Origin of the sequence: Alkalibacterium sp. 20, assembly GCF_001885615.1 — a bacterium.
Classification (GTDB): Bacteria; Bacillota; Bacilli; order Lactobacillales; family Carnobacteriaceae_A; genus Alkalibacterium.
The window spans coordinates 1-18,991 of sequence record NZ_LSRN01000100.1; the positions used below are offsets into that span (position 1 = coordinate 1).

16 protein-coding genes and 1 riboswitch are annotated in these 18,991 nt (G+C 35.9%); all 16 genes read right to left on the reverse strand.

Annotated elements, in window-relative coordinates; genetic code table 11:
- Nucleotides 1–112 precede the first annotated feature (112 nt).
- Nucleotides 113–724, reverse strand: coding sequence for an ECF transporter S component (locus tag AX762_RS11935; RefSeq protein ID WP_071849330.1), 612 nt, complete (start codon nt 722–724; stop codon nt 113–115).
- A gap of 158 nt (nt 725–882) precedes the next feature.
- Nucleotides 883–1,000, reverse strand: a riboswitch (FMN riboswitch).
- Nucleotides 1,001–1,089: 89 nt separating this feature from the next.
- Entirely contained in the window at nt 1,090–2,892 is a 1,803-nt protein-coding gene (locus AX762_RS11940; RefSeq protein ID WP_071849331.1) for an ATP-binding protein, read from the reverse strand.
- Between the two features lie 4 nt (nt 2,893–2,896).
- Nucleotides 2,897–3,643: a response regulator transcription factor gene (locus tag AX762_RS11945; protein WP_071849332.1), complete on the reverse strand. Its 747-nt coding sequence runs from the start codon at nt 3,641–3,643 to the stop codon at nt 2,897–2,899.
- A 124-nt stretch (nt 3,644–3,767) separates the two neighbouring features.
- Nucleotides 3,768–4,487: a pseudouridine synthase gene (locus AX762_RS11950; protein WP_071849333.1), complete on the reverse strand. Its 720-nt coding sequence runs from the start codon at nt 4,485–4,487 to the stop codon at nt 3,768–3,770.
- Nucleotides 4,488–4,498: 11 nt separating this feature from the next.
- Nucleotides 4,499–5,053 (reverse strand): SMC-Scp complex subunit ScpB, encoded by a 555-nt coding sequence (gene scpB / locus AX762_RS11955; protein ID WP_071849334.1) that lies wholly within the window; start codon nt 5,051–5,053, stop codon nt 4,499–4,501.
- Nucleotides 5,046–5,819 (reverse strand): ScpA family protein, encoded by a 774-nt coding sequence (locus tag AX762_RS11960; protein ID WP_071849335.1) that lies wholly within the window; start codon nt 5,817–5,819, stop codon nt 5,046–5,048. The genes scpB and AX762_RS11960 overlap by 8 nt, the downstream gene beginning before the upstream one ends.
- 34 nt (nt 5,820–5,853) lie before the next feature.
- Nucleotides 5,854–6,207 carry a GNAT family N-acetyltransferase gene (locus tag AX762_RS11965; RefSeq protein WP_071849336.1) on the reverse strand — a complete coding sequence of 118 codons (354 nt, stop codon included), beginning with the start codon at nt 6,205–6,207 and terminating at the stop codon, nt 5,854–5,856.
- 18 nt (nt 6,208–6,225) lie between these two features.
- On the reverse strand, nt 6,226–7,557 hold the full coding sequence (gene lysA / locus AX762_RS11970; protein WP_256244937.1) for a diaminopimelate decarboxylase: 1,332 nt from the start codon (nt 7,555–7,557) through the stop codon (nt 6,226–6,228).
- A gap of 156 nt (nt 7,558–7,713) precedes the next feature.
- On the reverse strand, nt 7,714–8,535 hold the full coding sequence (locus AX762_RS11975) for a purine-nucleoside phosphorylase (RefSeq protein WP_071849337.1): 822 nt from the start codon (nt 8,533–8,535) through the stop codon (nt 7,714–7,716).
- Between the two features lie 22 nt (nt 8,536–8,557).
- On the reverse strand, nt 8,558–9,727 hold the full coding sequence (deoB, locus tag AX762_RS11980; RefSeq protein WP_071849338.1) for a phosphopentomutase: 1,170 nt from the start codon (nt 9,725–9,727) through the stop codon (nt 8,558–8,560).
- A gap of 123 nt (nt 9,728–9,850) precedes the next feature.
- Nucleotides 9,851–10,750, reverse strand: coding sequence for a site-specific tyrosine recombinase XerD (gene xerD, locus AX762_RS11985; RefSeq protein WP_071849339.1), 900 nt, complete (start codon nt 10,748–10,750; stop codon nt 9,851–9,853).
- Nucleotides 10,751–10,764: 14 nt separating this feature from the next.
- Complete coding sequence (locus AX762_RS11990; RefSeq protein ID WP_071849340.1) at nt 10,765–11,223, reverse strand: Fur family transcriptional regulator; 459 nt, start codon at nt 11,221–11,223, stop codon at nt 10,765–10,767.
- 104 nt (nt 11,224–11,327) lie between these two features.
- Nucleotides 11,328–12,194 (reverse strand): S1 RNA-binding domain-containing protein, encoded by an 867-nt coding sequence (locus AX762_RS11995; protein WP_071849341.1) that lies wholly within the window; start codon nt 12,192–12,194, stop codon nt 11,328–11,330.
- 151 nt (nt 12,195–12,345) lie between these two features.
- Nucleotides 12,346–14,103: a pyruvate kinase gene (gene pyk / locus AX762_RS12000; RefSeq protein ID WP_071849342.1), complete on the reverse strand. Its 1,758-nt coding sequence runs from the start codon at nt 14,101–14,103 to the stop codon at nt 12,346–12,348.
- Nucleotides 14,104–14,424: 321 nt separating this feature from the next.
- Entirely contained in the window at nt 14,425–15,387 is a 963-nt protein-coding gene (gene pfkA / locus AX762_RS12005; protein WP_071849343.1) for a 6-phosphofructokinase, read from the reverse strand.
- A 200-nt stretch (nt 15,388–15,587) separates the two neighbouring features.
- Nucleotides 15,588–18,896 (reverse strand): DNA polymerase III subunit alpha, encoded by a 3,309-nt coding sequence (gene dnaE, locus AX762_RS12010; protein WP_071849344.1) that lies wholly within the window; start codon nt 18,894–18,896, stop codon nt 15,588–15,590.
- Nucleotides 18,897–18,991 lie beyond the last annotated feature (95 nt).

Sequence of the window (18,991 nt, forward strand, 5' to 3'; positions counted from 1 at the left end):
TTCCCAGACTCAATAACCATCAAATTTGAGGTTATTGAAAACAAAAAGAGAATAAATAACAGCTTGGAAAAATTCCTGCAGTTATTTATTCTCTCATTAATATCGATTCAGATTACTTTGTATCATTTACAGCCAGTGACTGACTGCGTTTTTTTCGGAATTTTTTCTTTGTTTTATCTAACCATGATTTCATTTTAGCAAAAGCGACATAAAAAACAATACCGACCAAAATGCCTTTAATCAGGTTGAATGGCACAACAGCTAGCATTAAATAAGTGCGCATCGGTCCCACATCAAATCCCATAACAGCCATATATGCTGGGGCAATAACTAACCAGTTCAGCACCGACATCACTACTGTTAATGATAGCGTTGAACTAAAAATACCGACTATTCTATCTTTTAATGTCGCGCCATATTTTATTAGTATGAAATAAATAGGCAATGTATAAGAAACAGTGGCAATAAATGCGGCTGTATCTCCGATTGGGAAGCCCATTTCCCCACCTTTTTGTGCGTAAGATAGCAGTGAACGTATAAAAGCAATGGTAATGCCGGCAACAGGGCCATAAACATACATGCCGAACAGTACTGCTAGATCACTAAAATCAACTTTTAAAAAGGGTGAACCGGGAAGGATCGGGAATGACAACATTGAAATGACCCATGCTAATGATGCTAACATAGCAACGCCAACTAATTTCTTCGTCTTACTGTTTGACATAATAAATCCTCCTGAAAGGATTCATCCTACTGAGGGTGAACTTCTCTGAACACGACTATGCCAGTGTTACCAGAAGTAAGAGGATAAAAAAGCTCTGTTTGTCCCCCTACTTCAGGTGACAAATAGAGCATGAGACCGTTTTATCTTCAGTCAAAAAGCTCCATCTTCTTTATCCAGACTTTACTGTCGGTACTGGAATCGAACCAGTTCAGCAATTTTAATCGCTCGTGGACTTTACCACCGGTCGGGAATTACACCCTGCCCCTGAAGATGAATCATATATTATTTTATTTTCAATTTAATTATACCGTTTGGGTTGAGCAAGTCAAGTCTGTCTCAGGTTACGAGGTGAAGTACTTAGTTTTTCAATCTTCCTGGTTCATAGGTATATGAATAATAAAAGAAGAACCTTCATTGATTGATGACTCAACTTCTATAAATCCTCCATGTGCTTCAACAATATTCTTAACTAACGATAAACCGATTCCTGTTCCATTGGTATTAGATGCGTAATTATTTCGAGATTTATCCGCTTTGAAAAAACGATCAAAAATATAGGGTAAATCATCCTCTGGAATTCCTGTACCAGTATCTTTTACAATCATGACAACCTCTTCAAGCTTCTCTTCTTTAAGCAATTGAAGCGTGACTATTTTATCTTCTTTATCAGTCATGCTTGTGTGTCTGATTGCGTTGTTGATAATATTGACAAAGACTTGGTCCATCTTGTCTTTATCAATCATTTGATGAACAGTTTCTTTAGGGGTTTCCATTTGGAGTGATACTTCCGCATCGCTTGCCATATTGTCAAACCGGAATAAGAGGTTTCTTAAATAACTGTTGAGATTGACTTCAGATTTTTGTAATTCAATATAGCCGGCTTCCATCCGAGATAAATCAAGCAACTCGTTTACCATTCGATTCATTCTTTGAGATTCATCTCTAATAATTTGAGCCATTTCTTTCTTCTCTTCAACACTTTCAGCAACATCATCTAGTATCGCTTCACTGTAGCCTTGGACCATAACTAGCGGTGTACGTAATTCATGTGAGATATTATTAATGAAATCTACTCTCATTCTATCTAATCGATGTTCTTTCGTTAAATCTTTAGTCGACACGACCAAACCTCTAAGTTCACTACTGTCAGTTTCCATCAGAGGTAGTATGGTCACCACATAAAAGGTTTCTTCCATTTCAATGGTAAACTCCACCGATGTTTTATTATTGATTACTTCATTTAATTTTAAATCAACATCAACAAATTTATCATGGCTCGAGAAGTTAGCTTCTTCAACCTGGTATTGAGTTAAGAACAAGTCTCCCACAGGGTTAGATAATAACAACGTTTTATCAATATCGTAATATATAATGCCTGTTTCAACGTTTTCTAAAATATGGCTTAATAATTCTTTTTCTTGCTTAACAACGGTTCGATTCGTTTCAAGAGAATGCCCCATTTTATTCATAGCCATTGCAAGTTCAGCTAAGTCATCACGACCCGAAATAGGTAGCTGGTGGCTGAAATCATCTCGAGCAAAATCAAAAGCTATGTTCGTCATAGCATTAATAGGCTCCGAAACATTACGCTTTAAGTACATATAATAGTATAAGGCAGCTAAAATATTGGCAATAATCAAACCTGTTAATAAATAGCTCATGCGTCTTTCTATATTAACAAGAAAGGACAGATCTCCAAAAGAATAAAACAGAGCATCTTCTCCGTCGATTTCTGTAGGTTGTATATGAAAAACATGTGGAACGTTTGTTTCATATTCTTCCAGTAAATCAGAACGGATTTGTACACGCTCGCTAGAATCAAGGTTGTCCGTGACTCCTGGTTTATTTTCCATAATTTCTTTCTTTTCTTCTGCAAAAGGTAATAGCCATTCGTCGTCGTTAGGAGTATACGTATCATCCAGTAATAATGCAAAGTTTATATGTGAATGGAAATCATTGATTTCCTCGATATTTTCCAACAAAAAATGTGGATTCGCTAATGCAAGGCGCTCCACATTTATAATAATCTGTTCGTATTCATTCATATAATTATCTTTGATTTGTTGAGAATAAAAGACACCATAAAATATAGTCGTAATGACGAAAGATAACAGGGCAATTCCAAACGTAATGAGCCAAATTTTGATTGCCACTACATTTAATTTCATACAATTACTCCTCTTCGTCATCAGGATAAGAATTCAATTTATAACCTAGACCCCATACTGTTTCAATCATTTTAGAAGCGACATCTGATTCTTTTTTAAGTTTTTCTCTTAATCTTTTAACGTGTGTATCCACTGTTCTTAAATCTCCAAAAAATTCATATTTCCACACTTCTCTGAGTAATTGTTCTCGACCAAATATTTGATCTGGAGAAGACATTAGATAATGGAGCAGATCATATTCTTTTGGAGTTAAATTAACCGGCTGACCATCGGCAGTGACTCTTCTTGAGTCATTATCAATTTCTAAATGAGGTAAAGTCAACGTGTCTGATATGTCCCCATTAGTGCCATTTGGTGTATCACTTTTGGTGCGTTTCAATATAGCTGCCACACGCAAAACTATTTCGCGGGGACTAAATGGTTTGACGATATAATCGTCAACACCTGCTTCAAATCCCTGAATGCGATTTAATTCTTCTCCTTTAGCTGTAAGCATCATAATCGGTGTTTCTTTTTCTTTTCTGATTTCTTCAGCTACTTCGAGCCCGTCCATTTCTGGCATCATTACATCTAGAAGAATGAGATCATAATCATTTTCTAAAGCCATTTCTAATGCTTTTTTTCCATTTTCAGCCTCTTCGATACTGTAGTCCGCTTTTTCTAAATACATTTTTAGTAGTCTTCTGATTCTATCTTCATCATCAACTACTAGCAATTTCTTTTTGTTGTCTTGATTAGTCTCTTCAGTCACGTTTAGACACTCCTCTAATTCATACTTTAGTCATTGCTAGTATTAAACTTTTTCAGCAAAGCTCGTATATAAAACTATTATAACGAATGAAATCTGTTTCTGCCAACATATCCACTCTTAGGAGTTATTCCTTTACAAGTTCTTTTAGTTTGTTTACTTCAAACGTTTTAAGTTGACGCCATTCTCCCGATTGAAGACCTTCTGTTGTTAAAAAACCATATTTATCTCTGTTTAATTTTTCAACTGGAAAACCAACTGTTTTAAGCATTTTTTTCACCTGATGATTTTTGCCTTCATGGATAGTCAATTCAACCATGCTGATATTTTTTCTAGGATCGATATCGATAATTCTTGCTTTGGCAGGTCTTGTTTTATAATCATCTATATTCAAACCTTTTTCTAATTTCGAGATGGCCCCTTTATTAATCAAACCTGTCACTTTAGCAATATATGTTTTTTCGATACCATATTTTGGATGGGTCAACTGGTTAGTCAGTTCTCCATCATTTGTTAATAAAAGTACGCCAGTTGTATCATAATCTAAACGGCCAACCGGATAGATACGCTGTTCGATATGTGAGAAAAAGTCCACAACTGTTTTTCTTCCTTTAGGATCATCAGCACTTGAGATAACACCTCTGGGTTTATTTAACAGGAAATATAGCTTTTGTTCTTTACTAATAGGCACACTGTTTACTTCAATAGAATCATCATTACTCACGTTTAAACCCATCTCGGTAACTACTTTGCCGTTCACTTTTACTCTGCCTTCTTTGATCAATTTTTCTGATCCTCTTCTAGATGCTATTCCTGCATGTGCCATTACTTTTTGTAAACGTTCCATAATAATCCCCTTTAAAATTCTAATTCTTCGCTAAACAAACTTTGGTTTTCTGTTTTTTCTTCAATTTCTAACTCTGGTAGTTCAGTTAAATCATTTAATCCAAAGTAATCTAAAAAATAATCTGTCGTTCCGTAGATTACAGGTCGACCTGGCGCTTCAATTCGGCCAATTTCATGAATTAAATTTCTTAATTTCAGTTTTTGCAAACTTGAGGATAACTGCACTCCCCTGATATCCTCTATCTCCATCCGAGTAATGGGTTGTTTATAAGCAATAATAGCTAATGTTTCAATCGAAGCTTTACTTAACTTTTTTGTTAGAGGAGATTTTGCATAGTACTCTATTACTGCTGAAAATTCTTTTTTGGTAACTAAACGATAGGTTTCAGCCGTTTCTATTAATTTCAAGCCACTGCTTTCTTCATTTAAATATCGTTCTGATAGATCTTCAAGGCATACTTTAACATGGTCAGGAGTGGATTTAGTTAATTGAGCCAAGTCGTATAGCGTTATTCCTTCTTCACCAGCCACGAAAAGCAAGGCCTCGTATGTAGCAAATTCATTCATTTTGCTCACTCAATCCTTTCTTTCCCTGTCGTACACTAGATAAATAAATTTCGCCAAAACTTTCAGATTGCTGAATTGTCACTTTATTTTCTTTGATCATCTCTAATAAGGCTAAGAACGTGACAACATACTCTTTTTTTGTCGGTTTAGTGAACAAAAGTCTAAAAGGTACTGCTTGTATGCTCGAGAATATCTTTTTTTCCAACCATTCTATTTTTTCATTAACTGTAATTTCTTCTAGATCAATCGTGTTGGGATTAGGATCCAGCCATTCTTTTCTTTTTAACAGTTCACCGAACGCTCCGATTAAATCACTTAATTCTAACTCCTCTGTTTCCAGCGGTATGAACTGTTGCAAGTGTGTTAAATCCTCGTGTGGTTTAGAAAAATACTGTTCCCGACTTTCTCGGTTTTCAGTTAATTTAGTTGATACATACTTGAATTTCCGATATTCCAAGAGTTTTTGTTGTAATTTTTCAATGGAATCCTCTTCGACATTAAACTCTTCACCCTCATCTTCCCAAGATTCATTTCTTGGAAGCAGTAATTGACTTTTTATTGACATAAGAGTTGCCGCCATAACTAAATATTCTCCAGCCACGTCAAGTTGAAGCATCTGCATGGCATGTAGATAATTTAGATACTGTCCAGTTATTTCTTTGATCGGTATGTCGTAAATATCAATCTCCATCCTATTGATAAGATGGAGCAGCAGATCAAGTGGTCCTTCAAAGATATCTAAGTTAACTTTCCATTTATCACTCATTCAGTTTCCTACTTTTTATTGTCATATTAATTAACTAAGCCTTCTGCCACTTAGTTAAAATAGATGCTGTTTCCAGTGTTCCAACAATTCGTTTTGGTGAGCATCGTTTTGACAGAGCATTTAGCATTCTGTATGCCATGCCTTCTTCACGATAAGACGGGTTCACTGCGATATGTCTTAAAAGGACCATTTCTTCGTCTTCTTCAATGCCGATAACGCCAGCCAAATCGCCTGTTTCTTCACTTTTCCATAAGAAAAGCTGTCGATTGTTTTCTTGACTGTACCATTCCATTTCTTTTGTTAGCCGACTTGTTTCTTTTAAATCAGGAACGTAAGACAGTAATCCCATCGTTATTTTCTGATAATCAGCTTTATATATGACGAGCATGAAAGTCCTCCTGTTTTATTACCAATTTTCGATACTATTTTCTAATTTCAAAAAATCTTGAACTGTTTCTCTCTTGATCGCTAAAAAGTCTTTACCCTTTTCTACGAATACCACTGCAGGTCGGGGTAAGCGATTATAGTTGCTCGCCATAGAATAACCATATGCACCGGTACTAAATATAGCTAAAACATCTTTTTGATTAGGTCTAGGTAACGTAATATCCCATATCAACATATCTCCACTTTCACATGCTTTTCCGGCAATGGATACTTTTTCTTCACTACCCTCATTGACTCTATTTGCCAATACTCCAGTATACTCAGCTTGGTACAGTGCGGGTCTTATATTATCCGCCATCCCTCCATCTACTGAAACATATTTTCTGATTGCAGGAATGTTTTTCTGACTTCCTACCGTATACAAACTTGTGCCAGCTTCTCCTACGATACTTCTACCTGGTTCGATCCAAATTTCTGGGAGAGCTAGTTCGTTTAGCTTGGCGTGTTTTCTTACGGCATTCATTATGGCTTCAGCGTAGTCATCTAAAGGAAGTGGTGTATCTGCTTCCGTATAGCGTATACCAAAACCTCCACCAACATTGAGTACGTTTAAGGTAAAACCAAATGATTTTTCCCACTCTTTTGCTTTTACTAAAAGTTTTTCAATGACCGCTTGATACCCATCGACTTCAAAAATTTGAGAACCAATATGAGCATGTAAGCCAATACTATTAATGTTTTCAGCTGAATTTATCTTTTCAATTGCCTCTTCAACTTGTCCTGAGGCTAAGTCAAATCCGAACTTGGAATCCGCTTGTCCTGTTGTAATATACTCGTGCGTGTGTGCTTCCACACCTGGCGCTACACGAATGAGAACATCCATTACTTGATGATATTTATTCGTTAATTCTTCAACCATATCAATTTCATGAAAATTATCAATTACTATGCATCCAATATTTTCTGAAATAGCGGTATTTAATTCATCGTATGATTTATTATTGCCATGAAAGTGAATACGTTCCTTAGGAAATCCAGCTTGTATAGCCAAAAATAGTTCTCCGCCCGAAACAACATCCAACGATACATCTTCTTTTGCTAATAATTCATATAATGCGAGCGACGAAAAAGCCTTACTGGCATAGGCAACTTGCGTTTTGTTTTCGTAATTTTTAAACGCCTCTTTAAACGTATTGATTTTTTCTTTTATTAAAGAAATATCATACACATTAACAGGTGTCCCATATTTATTAACAAGGTCTATCGTATCCACACCGTCAATGACCAAATGATTGTGCGTATTGATTTCCATATTACTCATTAATCTTTTACTATAATTATTTTTATTCATCATTTCCCACTTTTCTTATAAGTTAATTGTTCACAACGAAAGAAATTCATTCATGACAATCATACCTATTTATCGAGTAAAAATCAAACGGATCATGATTTACAAACAGAAAAAGAGCGAAAGTGAAAAACTTTCGCTCTTTTTCTCAACATTCAACTATAAATTTGAAATGACTGATTTTACTAAAGATTTGAATGTTTCTCTTACCCGAGTGGTTACTGCTACCACTTCATCATGATTTAAACTCTCCTGCATACCAGCAGCATAGTTCGTTATACAAGAAATTCCAGCTACCCTAAGACCGGCATGATTTGCCACTATTACTTCAGGAACCGTTGACATTCCTACTGAATCGCCACCCAATGTGCGTATCATGCGAACTTCTGCAGGTGTTTCATATGTCGGTCCGGACATACCCATGTACACACCTTTTTGAACAGTAATATCGTGTTCTTTCGCAACATCTTCAATTATACGCTGGTAATCTTTATCATACGCATTACTCATATCTGTAAATCGTGGTCCTTGAGTATTATCGTTTGGTCCATGTAATGGATTCTTCCCTATCATATTGATATGATCAGTGATAATCATTAAGTCTCCTGGTGTAAAGTTCTTATTTACACCACCGGCAGCGTTTGTAACTATAAGTGACTCAACACCCAAAGCTTTCATAACTCTAACAGGAAAAGTCACTTCTCTCATTGAATAACCTTCATAGTAGTGGAAACGACCTTGCATCGCTAACACTTTTTTTCCACCTAAATCACCGTAGACCAATTGGCCCGCATGACCTTCAACGGTAGAAACTGGAAATCCAGGTATATCTTCATAAGGAACAGCTATGGCATTATCAGCTTCATTTGCTAGTTCACCTAATCCGGAACCTAAAATCAATCCGATTTCAGGCATTTCAACTCCCTTTTCTCTTAAATAAACTGTTGCTTTTTCAATTGCTAGAGTATAATTATCAGTCATTCAGTCATTCTCCTTTTATGATTTATTTTAACTTATTCAAGAAACTTTTGCCGAATCCGGTATCTTTGACACTAAAATTTTCTGCAATCGTAGCACTGATATCTGCAAATAAACCTTGAGATAATTCTTCACCTTTTTCAAACTTAGGTGAGTAAATTAAAACCGGTACGTACTCTCTTGTGTGATCAGTTCCTGGCGCTGTCGGGTCATTCCCATGGTCAGCTGTAAGAATCAATAAATCATTCTCTTTCAAAGCATCATAAATTTCTGGTAAGCGGCCATCAAAGTTTTCCAATGCATCTCTGTAACCTTCTACATTCCTGCGATGACCGTATAGTGCATCAAAATCAACTAAGTTGGTAAAGCTAATTCCATTGAAATCTCTGTTCATCACAGCAATTAACTTATCGACACCATCCATATTTGAGTTTGTACGTAAAGATTCTGTGATACCTTTCCCGTTAAAGATATCGTCAATCTTACCAACGGCAATCACGTCTTTTCCATCCTCTTTCAGGAAATCTAATACCGTGTCTCCAAAAGGACTCAATGCATAATCGTGACGGTTACTGGTGCGTGCGAAATCTCCCGGCTCACCCAAGTAAGGACGAGCAATGATGCGTCCAATCATATAAGGGTCTTCCTTTGTAATTTCTCTAACATACTCACAGATCTCATAAAGTTCTTCCAGAGGAATAACATCTTCGTGTGCTGCGATTTGTAATACAGGGTCTGCAGACGTATAAACAATTAAGTCTCCAGTTTCCATCTGATGTTCACCGAGTTCATCAAGGATCTCAGTGCCCGATGCCGGTTTATTACCCACAATTTTTCTTCCTGTGTGTTCTTCGATTTGCGTTATTAAATCGTCCGGGAAGCCATCTGGAAACACTCTGAATGGGGTCTTAATATGTAGTCCCATTAATTCCCAATGACCTGTCATTGTATCTTTCCCTACTGATTTTTCTTCCAACTTAGTATAGTATCCTTTAGTGGAATCAACTGGATCAATACCCTTTAATTGAGCAATATTGCCTAGACCGAGTGATTGCATATGAGGAACATTTAAGCCTGCTTCTTCAGCAATGTGCCCCAAAGTATGGGCCCCTTCATCATTGAATGCTTTAGCATCCGGTGCTTCACCAATGCCTACAGAATCTAAAACAACTAAATGTATACGGTCAAAATTCATAATTTTTTTCCTCCTTATATTATCTCTTTATATCAGAATAAATGAGTGCGCTTAATAATGCAAGAATGGCGCTGTATTTAGCACTTTTATGAAGAATAATTTAGACTTTACTCATTTAATTTATTAAGCTCTAGGATGATAAGTAGAATAAACATCTTTGAGTCGATGTTTGGTAATATGCGTATATATTTGTGTTGTTGAAACATTCGCATGACCCAAAAGTTCTTGTACAACTCTTAAATCTGCCCCATTTTCGAGTAAATGTGTAGCAAAAGAGTGCCTCAAAGTATGTGGAGTTATCGATTTTTTCAGCCCCGCTTTTTGAGCATGTTGTTTTATTTTTTTCCATACGCCTTGTCTGCTCAATGGTCTCCCACGAGAATTCAAAAATATGACGGAAGTCTCTTGTGAAGCTTTCTCTAACAGTTTAGGTCTCGTTGTCATCATATAATAATCTAGCCACTTACAGCCCATGTCACCTATTGGGATCAATCGCTCTTTGTTTCCTTTACCAACTATTTGTATAAGTTTCATTGATAAATGGACATCATTCGTTGTCAGTTCAATTAATTCTGTTATTCTTAATCCAGTTGCATACATCACTTCTAAAATAGCACGATCTCTTATTCCTAAGGGTTTTGTCGTATCCGGTGTTTGCAACAATTGATCTATTTGCTGCATGGATACTATTTTAGGTAAGGAATCTGCTTTTTTTGGTGTTTTCACGTACAACATAGGGTCTTCCTCTGCGTATCCTTCTTGTTTTAAGTACTGGTGAAATTTTCTGACACTTGAAAACATACGAATGATCGTATTATCTGCTTTCTTGAGTGCTTTCTGCTCACTAAAATAATCGAGAAGGAGATAGCGATCTATCTCCTTCCACGATTTTATTTTATTTTTATTGAGATAATCAATATATTGTCCAATGTCTCTTTGATAACTACTGATTGTATTGTTTGCTAATCCTTTTTCGATTTTCAAAAAGACAATATAGTCATCAAACGGCTCAAGATTTAACATACAATCATCCTCATTTAACCCAATTGATTCTTGGTACAATCGTTGCATATACCATGGAAAGTCAATCTATGATCTTTCACAATAAAACGATATTCTTTTTCGATTTCCATTTCAATTTCTAAAAGCATATCATTTTTCACTTCTTCGATTTTCCCACATTTCAAACACAATAAATGGTGATGCTGGTGTTTATCTTCATTCATATTCAAATCATAACGAGCGATACCATCTTGAAAGGTTAGTTTGTTGATAATTTGTAGTTCCGTTAAAATTTCAAGTGTTCGGTAGACAGTAGCTAATCCAATACCTACGTTCTTGGACTTTACTAAAAGATACACTTCTTCGGCACTTAAATGATCTTTTTCTTTTTCAAGTAATACTTCAACGGTCAATTCTCTTTGAGGGGTTAATTTAAAACCTGCCTCATGTAATTTTTTCTTGATAACTTTAAATGAAGAGTCTAATTTTTTCATGCTGAACTCCCTTAGATTGAATTGATTCCTATTTATAAATTGATTATACATATTCCTTATTAGAATAAGTATAAAATAATATGATCAATGTCTCAACCTAATTCTTAATCTTCTAAAGGAATCTCAATCAATTTTGTTCCAGTTTCGTCTTGTGTGATTAGTCCTTGTTTCATTAAGCGACCGATCGCCCGCTTGAATTGTCCCTTGCTGATGTTAAACTGTTTTTTTATTAGCTCAGGATCCGTTTTATTGTGAAAAGGAATGCTATGGTCTTCAGAACGTTTCAACATTTCCAGTAGCATCAACGCGTCGTCATCAATGACTTCATGAGCTCTTGGTTGCATAGAAGTATAGAGCACACCATCTTCTCTTAAACCAATGACTCGACCGGAGACCTCTTGACCTAATCTCGGCTCCTTATCCTGCTCGCTAGGATGAACAAACAGAATATATTTATCTTCAGTAATGACGTAAGTGCCCGTTTTTTTCAAATGAAAAACAGTACCCATGACGTTTTCATTTTGCATTTTTTTCGTGCCTTCTACATAATCTTCAAAGAATTTTTCTTCATCAGCTAAATTACCCCAGATACGGTCTTTGTTGTCTACTTTTATTGAAAGGTAAAGCTGGTCTCCTTCTTTAGGCCAAAGGCGTCCTTCAGCGGGTAAATCATCTATTGACACGACAACATCCTTATCTTGCCAATCAACGTCTACAAACACACCTAAAGTCCGGTTGACTTTAACGACTGTTCCCCATCCAAATGTCTCTTTATTGATTTCGGGTATAACTGTAGAAAACACTGCCTGATCTTGCATATCGATATAAACAAACCCTTTTAAAGTATCTCCAATAGCTATATCATCTTCTGAAAGTACTTTATAGGTTACCCCATTTTTTTGAACAAATGCTTCTTCTTCATTCTTATCCGTAACTATGGCTGTTATTTCTGTTGCTAAATCTTTATTCATGTTAATCTCCTTCTCATTTCTAATTATTATAAAATAAAAAAATGAGACAATGATTGAATGTCATTTCGAAGATGCTCAAGAACATCAATCCTACGAATTCTATCAACCATTGTCTCATTCATAACTTATTTAACTTTATTTAATCTTTTAATTAAATTGCTGTTGTTGCGCCACGGTAGATGATACCACGACGGGCATCTACAGTAATCAATTCGTCTTGTTCAATTAATACTGTTGCATTTTCAGCAGAAACAATAACTGGGATTCCCATTGCAATACCGATAACGGCTGCATGTGAAGTTAATCCACCTTGCTCTACTACGATAGCTGCAGATTTTTCAATAGCTGGAAGGTAATCTTTATCTGTACTCTTAACGACTAAAATGCCGCCTTCAATAGCACGTTCGATTGCTTCTTCAGCAGTTTCGGCTACAATAGCTTTACCTATAACTGATTCAGAACCGACACCTTGACCACTTGTTAATTTTGATCCAATTAATTGAATCTTCATAACGTTTGTTGTGCCACGTTCTCCAACTGGAACACCAGCAGTAATGATGATTAGGTCGCCTTCTTTAGCAAATCCTTTTTCAACTGTTGTTTGAGTAGCTAGATTGAACATATCGTCAGTTGAAGCTGGTTTCCCAGTAACTGTTGGTTGTACGCCCCATTGTAATGCCAAACCTCTAGCAGTTTCATCACTAAATGTAACAGCTAGAATATCAGCTTTAGGTCTGAATTTAGAGATCATACGAGCGGTATGTCCTGATTCAGTCGCAGCAACAATAGTATGAATATTTAAATTCTTAGCTGTGTGTCCAACAGCTTGTCCAATTGCTTCCGTCATATCATTTCGGTCATAAGCTTTCAGTGCGAAAGCATCCTGGTTGATTAATGCTGCTTCAGTACGCATAGCAATGTTATACATTGTTCGTACTGATTCTACAGGATAATCCCCAGCTGCTGTCTCACCAGAAAGCATGATAGCATCTGTTCCATCAAAAATAGCATTGGCAACGTCTGATGCTTCTGCTCGTGTTGGACGTGGATTAGCTTGCATAGAGTCTAGCATTTGTGTGGCAGTAATGACTGGTTTACCAGCATTATTACACATTGCAATCATACGTTTTTGAACGATCGGCACATCTTCAGTTGGAATTTCCACACCTAAATCACCACGAGCGACCATTAAACCGTCAGCAATCGCCAAAATCTCTTCCAGGTTATCGACACCCTCCTGGTTTTCGATTTTAGGAATGATTTGAACATGCATTTTACCTTGTTTTTCTAGAATTTCCTTGATGTCTAAAACGTCAGATGTACGTCTGACAAAAGAGGCAGCAATAAAGTCAATATCATTTTCTAGTCCAAAAAGAATGTCTGAACGATCTTTTTCAGTTAATCCCGGTAAGTTAACAGATACGCCAGGTACGTTAACACCTTTTTTATTTTTTAATACGCCTGTATTTTGAGCTGTTGTGACAATAATACCATTGTCACGTTCGATATCAGTAACCAACAAATCAATTAGTCCATCATCTAATAATATGCTTGTACCAGGTGTGACATCATTGATCAAGTCAGTATAAGTGACTGAGAATTTCTCTTTAGTTCCTTCAACCTCTGACATTGAAATCCTTACTGTTTCACCTTTACTCAAAGTGATAGCGCCGTCTTTCATGTTGTGGGTTCTTATTTCAGGACCTTTAGTATCCAACATGATGCCTACCATTTTACCGGTTTTTTCAGAAGCTATACGGATATTTTTGATGCGATTTAAATGTTCTTCATGATCACCATGTGAAAAATTCAAACGGGCAACGTTCATTCCTGCTTCAATTAATTTTTCTAGAGTTTCTAACGATTCACTTACCGGACCTATGGTACAAACAATTTTAGTTTTTTTCATACTTTAACTCTCCTATTTTAATATTTTTTAATATAATGATGACTTAAAGTTAAGGACCTGCGTGAACTACATCGGCACTGAATTACCGAGTTTCTGGGAACACCCAAAACCTTGTCCGCATAGTATTTCAACTTGCAGACGAAGGTTTAGGCTGGTTTACCATGGCTCGTTCCGAGCCAAAAGTTTATTTTTTAGTAGATACAGACTTTGCTATCGTCATTAACTAATAGAAATATCATGCCAAAACCAGGTATCTTAATTGAGATTCATTCCTCAGTTACAACCGAGGGGTTTTGTCTCTGACACTCACTATCAAATTAATTAGTTTGAAATCTCTTCGTTCAGTTTATATAAATCTAAGTTAGGTGTGTGTTTCATATTGTCAAGCGTTTCAACAATATCTCTCACAACAAGTTCTTCTTTATATAAAGCGACGCAAACTCCGCCATGGCCTTCTTTTAATGCTTCAACAGCTTTAGCTCCAAGTTGAGAAGCAAGCACTCTATCTCTAGCTGTTGGCGATCCGCCTCTTTGGACGTGACCTAACACTGTTACTCGGACATGGAAATTATCGATAGCGTCTAGTTTATCAGCAAATTCTTTACCGTCCATTACTCCTTCAGCCAAGACTATGATGGAATGTTTCTTGCCTTTTTCTCGACCTTCACGAATATTTTCTGCAACAGCAGTGATATCAAAGTTTTTTTCAGGAATGATGATCTGCTCTGCTCCGCTAGCGAGACCCGACCATAAAGCGATATCGCCAGCATCTCTTCCCATTACTTCAATGACAAATGTACGAACGTGAGAAGTTGCAGTGTCTCTGATTCTGTCCAGTGCATCGAGTACCGTATTGATAGTTGTATCGAATCCAATAGTATAATCCGTTCCAGGTATATCATTGTCAATCGTTCCAGGTACACCCACACATGGGAAACCATGTCTAGAGAGAGCTTTAGCTCCTCTATAAGAACCATCTCCACCTATAACAACTAACCCTTCGATACCGAAACGTTTGAGTTGTTCAATGCCCTTCAATTGACCCTCTTCTGTTGCGAATTGAGGATAACGTGCAGAATACAAGAAAGTTCCTCCACGTTGAATCATATCTCCAACATCTCTCTGTGTTAGCTTTCTAATATCACCAACTACAAGTCCGGCAAAACCATAGTTCACACCGTAAACTTCCATACCTTCGTAGAGAGCTTTTCGGACGACAGCCCGAATAGCTGCGTTCATGCCCGGAGCATCTCCTCCACTTGTAAGAACTCCAATTCTTTTCATCTTATGTCCACCTTCAATGCAAATTTTCTTTCCACACTCACTAAAAGATCTAGCAAAGATATGTAAAACACATTGAGCAAAGAATATGCTCTTTACTCAACTAACCTTAAATCATCATTTGATTACATACATCTATTATCTTATCACTTTTTCTCCTGATTGTCTTATAAAATACAGACATATAGTTAAATTTTTAAAAATTATTTCAAAATTACGTTATTTTCACCTAAGATGTCTTCAATTTTTTTAATGTTAGTTGTTTCCTTGTTTGAATTGTACTTAGGCTTCAATTTTTCTTTCCTATCTGTCGCCTGATCATATACTATCACTTCGACCGTACCGATTTCACGCTCTAATATTTTTAATATTTCAGAAAATAGATTGGCTTGTTGTTTTAGATCTTCAAATCTCAAATATAACTGATGCTCATTATCCATTTTCAACTGTTCAGGACTTTTCATGCTCGATACTAAAATGTTCCATTTGTTTTTTTTGAATTCCGCTTTACCCCGTACAATAAAGATACCGTTTTTGACTAATTCTTTTGAGTAATTCCGATAAACATCAGGAAACAAGACGCAAGTTGCTTCTTTTGAAGCATCAGTAACCTCTAAAAAGGCCATCGGTTCACCTCTTTTAGTCTGGATTTTTTTCACTTCTTGAATAGCGACAATGTACGTATGTGTTTTATTATTTAATGAGTCACTTAGATAGATAGCCTGATTATTGTTTCTTGTATCCATATATTTGTCTGTCGGATGACCAGATAAATAAAAACCAGTTACTTCAAATTCCTGCTTCAAAAGTTCTTCTATACTGTACTCTTCTTTATGGTGAATTCTTGGTGCCAGGGATTCAAACAATTGAATATTCCCATGACTCATATTTACACTGTTAAGTATTGACTCTAATGAATCAATGAGTGTGTGACGATTCTGTTCTAATCGATCAAAACATCCCGCATAAATTAACGGTGTTATCGATTGTTCTTTTCTCCATCTTTCATCAATTCGATTAATGAATGACAGTAAGTCTTTGAACTTCCCCTGCCTTTTTCTTTCATATAATATATGTTCAATAAAGTCTTTTCGGACACCTTTAATTGAGTTGAATCCAAAACATATGCGTTCATCAATTACTTTAAAGTTTTCTTCACTTTGGTTAATATCTGGATGAATAAGCTCAATGCGTCTTTGTTTGGCTTCCAATAAATATTTAGTCAATTTCTCTTTATTATTTGTTGAAGCTCGCATTAGCGAAACAAAAAAAGCGGCTGGATAATGTGCTTTAAAATAAGCAAGTTGAAAAGCTAATTTTGAATAAGAAACTGCGTGAGAGCGATTAAAACCGTAATCAGCAAATCGTTCGATATGAGCGTATATACGCGTAGCCACATCTTCACTATAACCTCTATGCTTGGCACCTACAACAAACTGTTTGCGTCCTGCATCTATTTCTTTTTTGATCTTTTTAGATATAGCTCGCCGCAAAACGTCAGCTTCTGCTAAACTATATCCTGCTATTTTTGAAGCTACCTTCATTACTTGTTCCTGATAGACCATTACTCCATTTGTTACTTCAAGAATATTTTTCAAATCCTCATGGATATAATCAATTTTTTCAGACCCATGTTTTCTTTTAATAAATACATCGATTTGTTCCATTGGACCTGGTCGGTACAAAGCATTAACGGCTACAATATCTTCAAAATCTGATGGTTGTAATTTTCTTAATACATTTCTTATGCCACTGGACTCAAATTGGAAGATGCCGTTTGTGTCTCCGCTTTTGAAAAGTTCAAGCGTCTTTTCATCATTTAATGATATCGTTGCAAGTTTATCTCTAACAGAACCCTTTAGTTCTGAAACATTCTTTAAACAGTCAGCAAGAATAGTTAAATTCTTTAGACCTAAGAAATCCATTTTTAATAGTCCTACAGTTTCAATGTCATTCATCGTATATTGAGTTAACGGCATTGATCCATTCCCCTCTTGAAGAGGCGCAGTTTGAATTAATGGTTCTCTTGAAATGACTACTCCTGCTGCATGTGTGGAAACATGTCTTGGAAGTCCTTCTAAGTTTAAAGCTATCTTAAATATTTTTTTATTTAAATCACTTTGATTCACTAATGTTCTTAATTCTTCTGATTCTTTGTAAGCTTTATTTAAAGTTATTCCTAATGAGCCGGGTATTGTGTCTGACCATCGCTTGAGTTCATTCGGTGATAAACCGAATACTCTACCTGTATCCCGTAAAGACATTTTTGCAGCAAACGTTCCAAATGTTGCAATTTGGGCAACATGCTCTTTCCCATATTTATTTAAAACATAATGAAGGATACTGTCACGTTTATTATCTGGAAAATCCAAATCAATATCGGGTAACGTATATCTCTCCTCATTTAAAAACCTGTCAAACAAAAGTTCATACTTAACAGGATCAACATCCGTGATATTTAAAAGATAAGAAACAAGTGAGCCCGCGGCTGATCCCCTACCAGCTCCAGTCACTATTCCACTCTGGTGAGCATACTTCATTAAGTCCCAAACAATCAAAAAATAGTCTGCAAATCCCATCTTGATTATGACTCCCAGCTCTTTCTCAATTCTTTCTTCATACTCATTTGAATGATCCGGTAATTTATTCTTTAACTGATCATTAACAAGCTTCGTCAAGTATTCTGCTGAATTCAGATTCTGGGGAGTGTTATATTGCGGTAAAACACTCTTCCAGCTCAATTCCAGTTGAATTGATTCTGATATTTTCACTGTATTAGTCACTGCTTCAAGCAGGTTGTTCTTTGAATACCATTCAATTTGTTCAGCTTTTTCCTTTAAATAATAGAAGGATGAATCACTTAACTGTATTTCAGAGTCTATGGTTGTTTGATTCTTTATCGCTTCAAGCACTCTTAGCGATAAAGAATCATTTTCCTGCAAAGAACGGATAGGTTCATTTACAACCAAAGACACATTGAGATTTTTAGAGAGTTGCTTTATCTCATCTACCACTTTTTGATTGCTGCCATTATAGTATATTCCTAAGAATAAATCATTGAAATTCTGCTTAAGCTCTATCAGTATATTTTTTCTACTACTTTCTTTTTCCAGTAGTATATTTTCAAGACTTTCATAATTTATAATACCAATTAATTGAGTAGAGTACGATTTCATTATATCCATTGTTATTTTTTTTTGATTGTATTTAATTAAACTTGATATAGTTAATAAATTTTGATATCCTTCGGCGTTCTTAGCCAGCAAAACAACGGACAACGCCGTTTCCGATTCATCATTCTCATAAATATCCACTGTAATACCTAATATGGGTTTAATGCCTTGCTCTTTAGCCTTTAAATAGAACTCTACAGCTCCATGCATGACGTTTTTATCGGTAAGTGCCATGCTATCATATCCAAGACTTTTAGCTCGAGATATCAATTTTGGGACAGTGATCGTACTTTCCAGTAATGAATAAGAACTTATAACGTTTAAAGGTATGTAATTCATTTATACTCTCCCTTCTTTTAATATGCAGTTTAAATTTCATATACTATTATAACAGTAAAAAACTCTCAATAGAGCATTAGGGATAAAGTATTCCT

Excerpts from the sequence above, each read along its gene's own strand:
- AX762_RS11990 (WP_071849340.1), bottom strand. The coding sequence starts at position 11,223 with ATGAAAAAATTAGACTCTTCATTTAAAGTTATCAAGAAAAAATTACAT.
- AX762_RS11975 (WP_071849337.1), bottom strand. The coding sequence starts at position 8,535 with ATGACTGATAATTATACTCTAGCAATTGAAAAAGCAACAGTTTATTTA.
- AX762_RS11940 (WP_071849331.1), bottom strand. The coding sequence starts at position 2,892 with ATGAAATTAAATGTAGTGGCAATCAAAATTTGGCTCATTACGTTTGGA.
- pfkA (WP_071849343.1), bottom strand. The coding sequence starts at position 15,387 with ATGAAAAGAATTGGAGTTCTTACAAGTGGAGGAGATGCTCCGGGCATG.
- AX762_RS11950 (WP_071849333.1), bottom strand. The coding sequence starts at position 4,487 with ATGGAACGTTTACAAAAAGTAATGGCACATGCAGGAATAGCATCTAGA.
- AX762_RS11965 (WP_071849336.1), bottom strand. The coding sequence starts at position 6,207 with ATGCTCGTCATATATAAAGCTGATTATCAGAAAATAACGATGGGATTA.
- deoB (WP_071849338.1), bottom strand. The coding sequence starts at position 9,727 with ATGAATTTTGACCGTATACATTTAGTTGTTTTAGATTCTGTAGGCATT.
- AX762_RS11935 (WP_071849330.1), bottom strand. The coding sequence starts at position 724 with ATGTCAAACAGTAAGACGAAGAAATTAGTTGGCGTTGCTATGTTAGCA.
- scpB (WP_071849334.1), bottom strand. The coding sequence starts at position 5,053 with ATGAATGAATTTGCTACATACGAGGCCTTGCTTTTCGTGGCTGGTGAA.
- AX762_RS11960 (WP_071849335.1), bottom strand. The coding sequence starts at position 5,819 with ATGAGTGATAAATGGAAAGTTAACTTAGATATCTTTGAAGGACCACTT.
- dnaE (WP_071849344.1), bottom strand. The coding sequence starts at position 18,896 with ATGAATTACATACCTTTAAACGTTATAAGTTCTTATTCATTACTGGAA.
- lysA (WP_256244937.1), bottom strand. The coding sequence starts at position 7,557 with ATGAATAAAAATAATTATAGTAAAAGATTAATGAGTAATATGGAAATC.
- AX762_RS11995 (WP_071849341.1), bottom strand. The coding sequence starts at position 12,194 with ATGAATAAAGATTTAGCAACAGAAATAACAGCCATAGTTACGGATAAG.
- xerD (WP_071849339.1), bottom strand. The coding sequence starts at position 10,750 with ATGTTAAATCTTGAGCCGTTTGATGACTATATTGTCTTTTTGAAAATC.
- pyk (WP_071849342.1), bottom strand. The coding sequence starts at position 14,103 with ATGAAAAAAACTAAAATTGTTTGTACCATAGGTCCGGTAAGTGAATCG.